At 37.6% G+C, this 9056-nt stretch carries 12 protein-coding genes; 6 read left to right on the top strand and 6 right to left on the bottom strand.

The genetic code is table 11. The features are described 5' to 3' along the window. Positions 1–94: 94 nt before the first annotated feature. The 5 genes from L659_RS0101185 to L659_RS0101165 form a co-directional block, all read right to left on the bottom strand. On the bottom strand, positions 95–1069 hold the full coding sequence (locus L659_RS0101185) for a transposase (protein ID WP_024589310.1): 975 nt from the start codon (positions 1067–1069) through the stop codon (positions 95–97). 86 nt (positions 1070–1155) lie between these two features. Next, a complete protein-coding gene (locus L659_RS0101180) occupies positions 1156–1578 on the bottom strand; it encodes a hypothetical protein (RefSeq protein ID WP_024589309.1) in 423 nt (140 codons plus the stop codon). A 77-nt stretch (positions 1579–1655) separates the two neighbouring features. Beyond that, positions 1656–2129 carry a hypothetical protein gene (locus L659_RS0101175; RefSeq protein ID WP_024589308.1) on the bottom strand — a complete coding sequence of 158 codons (474 nt, stop codon included), beginning with the start codon at positions 2127–2129 and terminating at the stop codon, positions 1656–1658. Next, entirely contained in the window at positions 2129–2410 is a 282-nt protein-coding gene (locus tag L659_RS1000000123875) for an ECs_2282 family putative zinc-binding protein (protein ID WP_024589307.1), read from the bottom strand. The genes L659_RS0101175 and L659_RS1000000123875 overlap by 1 nt, the downstream gene beginning before the upstream one ends. 273 nt (positions 2411–2683) lie before the next feature. Next, positions 2684–3274, bottom strand: a complete 591-nt coding sequence (locus tag L659_RS0101165) for a cold shock domain-containing protein (protein ID WP_024589306.1) — start codon at positions 3272–3274, stop codon at positions 2684–2686. Positions 3275–3690: 416 nt separating this feature from the next. On the opposite strand from L659_RS0101165, the gene L659_RS0101160 reads away from it, so the two are divergent. Next, the gene (locus tag L659_RS0101160) at positions 3691–4311 is read left to right on the top strand and encodes a trimeric intracellular cation channel family protein (RefSeq protein WP_007586765.1); all 621 of its coding nucleotides are present in this window, start codon (positions 3691–3693) and stop codon (positions 4309–4311) included. A gap of 70 nt (positions 4312–4381) precedes the next feature. Here L659_RS0101160 and L659_RS0101155 read toward each other — a convergent pair whose 3' ends face one another. Continuing rightward, positions 4382–4891 carry a DUF421 domain-containing protein gene (locus L659_RS0101155; protein WP_024589305.1) on the bottom strand — a complete coding sequence of 170 codons (510 nt, stop codon included), beginning with the start codon at positions 4889–4891 and terminating at the stop codon, positions 4382–4384. A 150-nt stretch (positions 4892–5041) separates the two neighbouring features. Here L659_RS0101155 and L659_RS1000000123665 point away from each other — a divergent pair, with 150 nt between their 5' ends. The 5 genes from L659_RS1000000123665 to L659_RS0101125 form a co-directional block, all read left to right on the top strand. After that, positions 5042–5197, top strand: coding sequence for a hypothetical protein (locus tag L659_RS1000000123665; RefSeq protein WP_155945831.1), 156 nt, complete (start codon positions 5042–5044; stop codon positions 5195–5197). 289 nt (positions 5198–5486) lie between these two features. Beyond that, positions 5487–6014: a lactoylglutathione lyase gene (gene gloA, locus L659_RS0101145; protein WP_024589304.1), complete on the top strand. Its 528-nt coding sequence runs from the start codon at positions 5487–5489 to the stop codon at positions 6012–6014. Positions 6015–6181: 167 nt separating this feature from the next. Further along, positions 6182–6811, top strand: coding sequence for a response regulator transcription factor (locus tag L659_RS0101140; protein WP_024589303.1), 630 nt, complete (start codon positions 6182–6184; stop codon positions 6809–6811). Then, complete coding sequence (locus L659_RS0101135; RefSeq protein ID WP_024589302.1) at positions 6798–8396, top strand: MASE1 domain-containing protein; 1599 nt, start codon at positions 6798–6800, stop codon at positions 8394–8396. Before L659_RS0101140 ends, L659_RS0101135 begins: the two co-directional genes overlap by 14 nt. A 216-nt stretch (positions 8397–8612) precedes the next feature. Continuing rightward, a partial coding sequence (locus L659_RS0101125; RefSeq protein ID WP_024589301.1) for an IS30 family transposase occupies positions 8613–9056 on the top strand: 444 nt, incomplete at its 3' end.

Here is a 9056-nt window from a genome sequence, read left to right as displayed (position 1 = left end):
ATTAGCACGTTAAAACCTGAATTACACGCATGATAATAACTACATAATTGCAGTTATAATGTTTACTGAATGGTTTTACTGAGTAGCTTAAGTATTATGCGAGTAGCTTTTCGCAGTTGCTAATATTTGATCGCCGTTTACGCTTTAAATTTTCACAGTAACTTGCTTGTGAAGTGGGCCTGCCGACTGCTCCATGGAATACGCGCGTAAATTGCGTAGTAAGTTTTAGCCAGTTCTCTGGGGAGATATTAAGCCTTTCTAACAAAGGTAGGTTCATGTAATCAATATACCCGCGTTTATCCTCTCGTATTATTCGCCCTGTTAACTCAACAAGTTCAAGGTACGATTTAAGCTCAAACGGCAGTCCTTTAGGCATAATCTGACGTGGCATACCTGCAAAACGTAGTAACTGTTTAGGCTGTTTACCTTCTGTCGCGCATGTTAAGCGCTTTTGTACACTGGTATGGTCTGACTCTTCTGGTGTGTTAGCCATTTTAGCCCTAATGGGATTTAAATCGACATAGGCCATGCAGGCCGCAAGGGCTGCTTCATCTAGTAATGCTTGCGATTTGAATCTACCCTCCCAGAATCGTCCTGTGCAGTTATCTTCTTTATTTGCTCTGCGCGCAATGTCTTCATTTAACAACCGCATAAACCAGCTAATACTTGCTAGGCGTTCGCGGTATTGTTTAACCGTTTGGTTGAAAAAGATGAGTTCAACTTTACTTAGCTTTTCACCTTGTACATATTTTTGCGTTAACAATGTGCCTTTACAGAGTTTATGCCAGCGAATAACAATCGCTTTATCATTCAGCCTGTTTGCTTTCTTATCATCTACATATAGTACCAAATGGGTGTGATTACTCATTACGGCATAAGCACATACATCAATACAAAATACCTTTGCTAATTCAAGCAGCTTATCTTCAACCCACCCTCGTCGATGCTCGTAAGATTGACCAGTAAAGCGGTCTTCTCCACATAAAAATGCACGACGAACACAGCGTGAAATACAGTGATAGTATTTTGTATCAACCAAACTTACTTGACGCTTTCTTGCGATAGCCATAAGACACCCTGCTTATTTTTTACACTAAATAAACGTAGTCCTAAATTTTGAAAAGAGCAAAATTTAGGATGGGTGTCACTGTTAATTCAAACGCTTTTTAATAAATCGAATTTCGTAATGATATAAACAGGTTCTTTTTTACATTCGACTTTATAAAGATATTGATTTTTAAGAAAATTAGTTTTTTCTTTTATTAAACTAATTTGCTCCCATGGTATTAAAAAACTCCTGGGAAATAGTAGAATCAACATCCGTTTTTGGCTTATAAATATACCTTGCTGAAATGATTTGATATTTAGCCAAGTCCGATATTCACTGTTTTTCTCACGAGAAATATCTGCCACATTCGTCAAGTACATACTGCTTGATTTTAAAAGTGAGGAATCAGAAATAATTAAATCCGTTTTATATTCTCTAGCTAGTTTAGGGTAATACCCAATAATGCTTTGGATATAATTGACTAAAATATAGAACAATAAAAATAAAATTAAGCATATAACAAAGTCCATTTTTTAATACTCCGAAAACTTGCTCTGCACTGCTGACTAAGCTGAAATTTAAGATGGGTGTCTTATTAATTGTGTGTTTAGATTGTGGGGTACGACAGCTTCTCATTATGCAATTGAGCATCATCTTCCCAAATAAGCCTCACAACATGTTTCCGTTTTGTCTGCCCATGAACACTAGCAATAAGCTCTACAGACTGATGCCTTTCTAAACTCTCCATTGGAAATTTTTCTGTTATTTCAGAATCGATTACGACATCATTTCCTTCTGGAAACTCAATTCTAACGTTTTTAGCTGTAAAAGAACCCTTATTACAAACTTTAAGTCTGTATTTACTACCCCCTAACTTTATAAAAGAAGCTCCAAGATCTGCTCTTTTTTCTTTTAAAGCATCTTCACTCTCTTTTTCTAGAAGAAGGTTATTTAGCTTTTCTTGGCTTTCAACAAGGGACTTCTGCTTTTTGTTAAAGCTCACCGTTTGCCAAGTTGCATAACCTGATAAAAGAAAAGCTAGGCCTGCTATTAAGTCACCAGCATCGATAGAAACAGACATTATTTAAACCTTATATTCTTATTCCCAGAAAAAGACTTTTTCAAAGACTTACGCAGTTGATCTGCTAAGTCTCTTTTTACTTCATTTTTAATTTCAGAAAGATGTTCATCTATATTTTCGCTATTTTCTTGAAGAAGTTCATCTTTATTGAATTCTCGCTCGCAAGAAGCACAGGTCATTATTTGGATAGCTTCATCCACCCCTTCATCATATGAAAAATCTTTACAGCCACATGTCGAACACAAAAAATTTATGCTTCTATTATATTTATCAGATTTCATTAATAACTCCAATTTACAAATACACATAACAGATTATAGATCAATACCTTGGATTTCATACCCACACAAACGGCAAATAATAAGCTGTACGATAATTACACCAAACAACTCATTTATAAACAATTAATTACAATTGCTACTCAGTACCCTTTGTTATTTAACCCCAAAACGACTTTTAATAATGTTATGGGACAAATTGCAAATAGCTGTATTTATACACAGCTATTAATTCTATTTTTTTCAACCCAACCTTTAGCTAAACGGTTTATCAAATTACCATTCATTTTTAAACCGTGAATCATTTTCACAAGGTTTTCCATCCCCATCCATTTTTGTATTCGGGCAATTATTAATAAAAAATACCGCCTCATCGCGTGAGCGCATTTCAGTACAATATTGCCTGCCATCACACGTAAAATTTTGCGTGCTTTTAGTAATAACGATTTTTGGGTATTGTTTATCAAAGGTGGCTAAATCATCATTGGTGATAATGGGTGTTTGGCTGCTTGAGTGAGAGTTGTATTTAGTAAACGCATATAAACAAAGCACAGTAAGACCAATTGAGGCGACTTTGCCTAAAAAGCTACTGGCAAAATTAGATTTGGCAATACTGTGCGGGTGTTGTTTGTGTTTTTGATAAGGTGCTTTAAGCTCTGCAACGCCTTCTATGCGGCAGTTAATTGCTTTGGTTTTACCGTCGGGCTGTGTTGCAACTTCAAAGTAAATGGTGTCGCCAACTTTTGGCTTGCGGCTCATGTGTTTGAGCGCTGATATGTGTATAAACGTGTCGTGTTCTAGGGTGTCTGATTTAATAAAACCAAAACCTTTGTCGGTTTTCCACGACTTTAACAATCCTTTGTTCATGTATCCACCTGCTCTGCTTAAGCTGCGTTTTACGCAAATTCCATTTAGTTAACACTTGTTATTATACGTTCCTAAATTAAAACCATGCAACTAAATATTCATATTGCGTTAATTTTACGCTTTACCTACTAAACCAATTATTAAACTTAACCATTAAATTTAGCTACAAATAAGCGTGCTAAAAACAACTAAACCTCAACCTGTTTTATTTATAATTTGCGGCCAAATGTCCTTTAATTCACATCAACCATTACGCATTCACCCACGAGCTTAACAGCTTGTTTACACTCGGTTTTGTCATTAGTTATTTCTATCTGAATGAAGCTTTTTTAGTACGATTTTTCATTCGTTATTTACTTAATTTATCTATACAATCCACACCTTATTTTTACGCACGTATTTTAAGTGATTATCTCATGTTACTAACTGTTGTTTATATTATTGGTATTACCGCAGAAGCCATGACCGGCGCACTTAGCGCAGGCCGAATGAAAATGGACTGGTTTGGTGTGGTGCTGGTAGCCAGTGCGACCGCAATTGGTGGTGGCAGCGTACGAGATATATTGCTAGGCAATTACCCGCTAACGTGGGTACAACACCCAGAGTATTTATTAATTACCTGTATTGCCGGTATTGTTACTACGTGGCTTGCTAAATGGGTGGTTAAATTTAAAGGCATATTTATGCGCCTAGACGCCCTGGGTTTAGCTGCTTTTAGTATTATTGGCTGCCAAGTGGGGCTAAATATGGGCCTACATTACGGTATTTGTGTAGTGGCTGCGGTTGTTACTGGCGTATTTGGTGGATTACTGCGTGATTTAATATGTCGCCAAGCGCCGTTGGTATTACATAACGAGCTATACGCGAGTGTATCGTTACTTGTAGCGTGCTTGTACTTAGCGCTACACCATTACAATATTGACGACAACATCAGCATTATTGTGAGCTTGGTTGCGGGATACTTAATACGTATGGCCTCAATACGCTTTAAGTGGCGGTTACCTACCTTTAGTTTGTTAGAGCAGCACGCTAAATAACTTATGCTTTAATACAAATTAAGGCAGGTAATATACCTGCCTTAGTTAATATAACTATTAGCGTATTAATTTAATGCCCGCTTACATCACTTAACGTAGTTTTTAACCCGCTGTTATTTTGCTTAAGTACACTAAAACTACCATCGGTTTCTAGCACAACTGCGGCTACATCTTCTATAGCTAATATGCCTGCACCACGAATAGCGGCGCGAATTTCTGACTTTGTTACCCGCTGTGATTTAAGTGCAGCCGTGCAGTATTCACCATCACTTAGTAATAACGTGGGATTTGCTTTTATAAGCGCTGCAAATTTTGACGAGCGCACACTAAGCCACGTAATAATATATTGCAGCCCTATTAATACGACAAAGGCAAGTATGCCCTCAGCTAACGGAACACTTTTTGAAATAATAACAGACGCCAATATAGAGCCCAGCGCAATGGTGACTATAAAGTCGAACACGTTCCACTTTGAAAGCGTACGTTTACCCGATACGCGCAGCCAGAACACCAGTGCAATATAACCCAGTACGCCTATTGTAAGTACACGTAATAACCCCTGAATATCATCGTAAAACATAGTGGCTCCTTTTTTGTAAGTGCTCGTTATGTACTTACACTTTTTAATCTAATTAATTGCTTAATACCTAAAAACGTACCAAGTGGAATAAATAAAATCCACAGGTAGGCATAAAATTTTGAAATATTTATAAAAATGGCTGAGCTGTTTATGTTTTTATTTAACCTACTATTTAGCACGTACGTATTTATAAAAAGCCCAATTAAAGCAGGAATAATTTGTATAAGTGATACAACAATGGCTGATGAAATATGCCCCGCGATTAACTTAGGATCGCCACCAGAAAATATTGTATACGCATTATAAAACCCACTAAAAAAACTCGTGAGTGCGAGTAATAAAAAAGCCTATAATATTAGACTTAGTAAAGGTAAAAGTGTTTTCAAAAAAACGTCCTAGTTTGTGTTAATAATATGCACAGAGATATTTAACAGCCCATTAGTTTTAATTATACGCTTTGCAAATACTGTGCTAGTAATTTAAAGGCAATTATAACGCGTTGAATTACCTAGAATGGTTTTAATTTAAGTGGCGGTTGATTATGATGGAACACGTAATACTTACACCCTTTTTATAATTTTCAGTAAGGATCACCATGTCTAACTATAACGAATCACCAGAACAAGTTGAACAGGCCACTCAGGGCTTTGTTATGCAACAAACTATGTTACGTATTAAAGATCCAAAGCCGTCGCTTGAATTTTACCAAAATGTATTAGGTATGAAGCTGTTAGGTAAGTATGATTTTCCTGGTATGAAGTTTACGCTTTACTTTTTAGGCTACGAGCAAGAATTGCCACAAGGTGATGATAAAACTAAAGCAGAATGGGTGTTTCGTCGCCCTGCGCTAATTGAGTTAACCCATAACTGGGGCACTGAAAGCGACGACAGCTTTGAGGGATACCACAGTGGTAACCAAGAACCTAAAGGATTTGGGCATATTGGTATTAGCGTACCGGATGTTTACGAAGCCTGTGAGCGCTTTGCAAAGTACGACGTTGAGTTTGTAAAAAAACCAGATGATGGCTCAATGAAGGGCCTAGCATTTATTAAAGACCCTGACGGCTACTGGATTGAAATACTATCTGCTGAAGGTATTACTGAGATTATTCTTTCGCAATAACAATGAGCTGCTATAAAAAGAGCTTAGTTGTAATCTCCACCAGCAACTAATTACCAATTTAGAACCACTGGTTTTGTTACCTTGCTTTTAAGTGAGGTAACCCATTTAAACGTTTTAGGTAATTAGTTACCCGCTCCGCTGTATTGAAAGCATAAAAGGAGATTTAAATGCTCATTGGCATCATAGAAGATCATCAATTAGTAAGAGACAGCTTTAAAAAGCTTTTAGAGTTACAACCAGATTGGAAAGTAATTATTGAAGCCTGCAGCGTGACAGAAGCAAAGCTGGCTGTAGAGCTTGAACAACCTGATATATTTATTGTTGATATATCGCTTAACGGGACTGAAACCGGCCTTTCTTTTTTGTCGTACCTTGAAGAGTTTTTCCCACATATTAAAAGTATTGTGGCCTCCATGCACGACCACGAACCTTATGTAAGCAATGCTTTGCGATTAGGTGCTTTGGGTTATGTGTCTAAGCGCTCTGCCTCTGATGAGCTAATAGATGCAGTTAAAGCAGTCGCTTTAGGTAAAAGGTACATTAGTGAAGACGTAAACTTTTCGATGAGTAGCGAAAATTTAGCATTAACTGTACTTACTAACAGAGAGCTTGAAGCCCTTCCGTTATTTTCTAAGGGATTAAACGCTAAACAAGTGGCGCAAATACTCGAAATAATGCCTAAAACAGCACATGTACACAAAGCAAACATATACAGCAAACTTAATGTTACGACCTCGTTTGAACTGCTAAAAATTGCAATTGATGCGGGAGTAATACAGTTAGATGAACTTACCTAACGCTTCTTCTTTATCTAATGTTAGTTTTACTACCGCATACAAAGAGGTAGCTAAACAGTTATTGGTGGGGCTAATTTACTTTATTGCTTCACTCGCCGCTTTTTGGGTTAGCCAAAACCTTGAAACCGTACCCGAGAGCAGCGCGATATTTATTCCCGCAGGCGTAAAAATTGCGTTTTACTTACTCACTCCAACACGCTATTGGCTCACCTTATGGGTTGTATCGCGCGCTTTAGCTGCGCAGCTTGGTTTAACATACAGTGGGGTTTGGGAGTTTGATTTATTTCATGGCTTTTGGCAGGAACTTTGCTTTATAGCGCTTGTTTATGTGTTTAAAAATAGCCGTTGGCCGCCAAGCATTAACGACAGCCTAGGTATACTTTCGTTAATACTGCTTTGTGTTGCGAGTACATCTATAAAGTGGTTTTTGTTTGCCAGTGCATTTGAATTTACAAATGTATTGGTTGCTAAAGAGCTACTGCAGTATCAGTTAAACATGTGCTTGGGCGATATTACTGGCTCGCTGTTAATTGCCCCTTTTATTATGTTAATTTACGATTCTAAATACAGTTTTAACACAGTCAGGCTCACTAAGTTATTTGGCCTAGTAGCCACTTTAGTGTGTTTTATATTAATTGTATTTTTTGTCTATGCGGTTCGCCCAGATACCTACCCGCTATTACGGCTTGCATCGTTATTACCTATTATTTGGTTTTCGTATAAGTATGGCTCGTTAGGGGCTGTAAGCAGTGCAGCGCTAATTAACGCATTAATAATAATTGAAGCAAGCATTACGCACGAGCCTAGCAATACCTACATTAGCCAGTTATTTATTTTAGCAAACGCAATTACCAGTATGGTTTTAGGCGCTGCAATTACTGAGCTTAAACGTAAAAACAATGAGTTAAAGCAAACCAATAAAGAGCTTAAAGAGCAGCTAACTCAAAACACGGCGCTGGCTGCCAAAATGGTGTCGGTGCAAGAAAACGAGCGAAAGCACCTTTCGCAAGAGTTGCATGACGAATTAGGGCAAAACCTAACAGCATTAAAAACAGATTTAGCTATTTTGTCGCACCTTAGTAACGAAGATACCCAATCGTTTGTGACTACATTAAAAAACAATGCTAATTCGATGTATGACTCTGTTTATCAATTAATGCATTATCTTCGCCCGCGTGAGTTAGATGAACTCGGTTTAGAAAAGGCAATAACACAAGGGCGACTAAAAAGCTTACTGCACAAGGCAAATATTAAGTATCAGCCACAATTTAAGTTAGATAATAGCCTTTCAAAAGATCACGAAATAGCTATTTACCGAATTTGCCAAGAAGCAGTAACCAATTGTATGAAGCACAGCAATGCCAGCAAACTGGTTATAAATATAATAAACAGCGACGAATTTATTGAGTTAACAATTAGCGATAACGGGACTTTAGTAACCCCAACAGATAACTCAGGTCACTACGGTTTGGCGTTTATAGAGGAGCGAACTACAGCGTTAGGCGGCACTTTTAAGGTGTTTAAACAAAATGGCTTTACCATTAAAGTAAAGCTGCCTTTGAGTTTTGATGGCGCAATTAATTAGCAAACATGAACTTGTTTGGTATAAAACTTTTGCCTTAATTGGCCTTCGTCAAGGTGGTCGGGATTAACTTGAATCTCGGCTTGATTACCTAATAGCTGTAATAGCATGCCTTTTGATATCCTAGATTCAAATTGTAAGTGCATAACTTGTTTTGGCTAGATTAAGTGGTCAGTTGCTCATAAGCTAACTGCTTTTTCTCCGGCAAGAGATTTTACAATGAGACATTACAAACAACTGACCTATGCGCAAAGATGCCAGATCGCCGTTCTAAAGAAAAGTGGTTTTACGCAACAAAGTATTGCTGAGCTAACTAATTTATCGCAATCTACGATTTCAAGAGAGCTTTCTAGAAATACAGGTAAGCGAGGTTACAGACACAAACAAGCTCATGAGCGGGCTTTGTTTCGCCGAAGAAGTGTAAGAAAACCGCTTAAGATGACACCTGAAATGATAGCTTTAATTACCCAGAAGCTTAATGAGAAATGGAGTCCTGAACAAATAACGGGATGGTTGCGCAAAGAAAGTGAACGGTCTGTCAGCCATGAATGCATTTATCTGTATATCTGGGAAGATAAAAAAGCAGGTGGTGAGTTATACCTACATCTGCGCCGACACGGTAAGAAATATCACAAGCGCAGTCATGGTAAAACAAACCGAGGG

This window comes from Pseudoalteromonas sp. S8-8 (genome assembly GCF_000497875.1).
In the GTDB taxonomy this organism is placed as follows: domain Bacteria; phylum Pseudomonadota; class Gammaproteobacteria; order Enterobacterales; family Alteromonadaceae; genus Pseudoalteromonas; species Pseudoalteromonas arctica.
The sequence above is the reverse complement of the archived record's forward strand: the minus strand, read 5'-3'. Positions and strand labels throughout refer to the sequence as shown.

Bases quoted from the DNA above. Each gene is read 5' to 3' on its own strand.
- L659_RS0101185 (WP_024589310.1), bottom strand. From the start codon at position 1,069: ATGGCTATCGCAAGAAAGCGTCAAGTAAGTTTGGTTGATACAAAATAC.
- gloA (WP_024589304.1), top strand. From the start codon at position 5,487: ATGTCTAACTATAACGAATCACCAGAACAAGTTGAACAGGCCACTCAG.
- L659_RS0101155 (WP_024589305.1), bottom strand. From the start codon at position 4,891: ATGTTTTACGATGATATTCAGGGGTTATTACGTGTACTTACAATAGGC.
- L659_RS0101175 (WP_024589308.1), bottom strand. From the start codon at position 2,129: ATGTCTGTTTCTATCGATGCTGGTGACTTAATAGCAGGCCTAGCTTTT.
- L659_RS0101180 (WP_024589309.1), bottom strand. From the start codon at position 1,578: ATGGACTTTGTTATATGCTTAATTTTATTTTTATTGTTCTATATTTTA.
- L659_RS0101160 (WP_007586765.1), top strand. From the start codon at position 3,691: ATGTTACTAACTGTTGTTTATATTATTGGTATTACCGCAGAAGCCATG.
- L659_RS0101135 (WP_024589302.1), top strand. From the start codon at position 6,798: ATGAACTTACCTAACGCTTCTTCTTTATCTAATGTTAGTTTTACTACC.
- L659_RS0101140 (WP_024589303.1), top strand. From the start codon at position 6,182: ATGCTCATTGGCATCATAGAAGATCATCAATTAGTAAGAGACAGCTTT.
- L659_RS0101165 (WP_024589306.1), bottom strand. From the start codon at position 3,274: ATGAACAAAGGATTGTTAAAGTCGTGGAAAACCGACAAAGGTTTTGGT.
- L659_RS1000000123665 (WP_155945831.1), top strand. From the start codon at position 5,042: ATGTTTTTATTTAACCTACTATTTAGCACGTACGTATTTATAAAAAGC.
- L659_RS1000000123875 (WP_024589307.1), bottom strand. From the start codon at position 2,410: ATGAAATCTGATAAATATAATAGAAGCATAAATTTTTTGTGTTCGACA.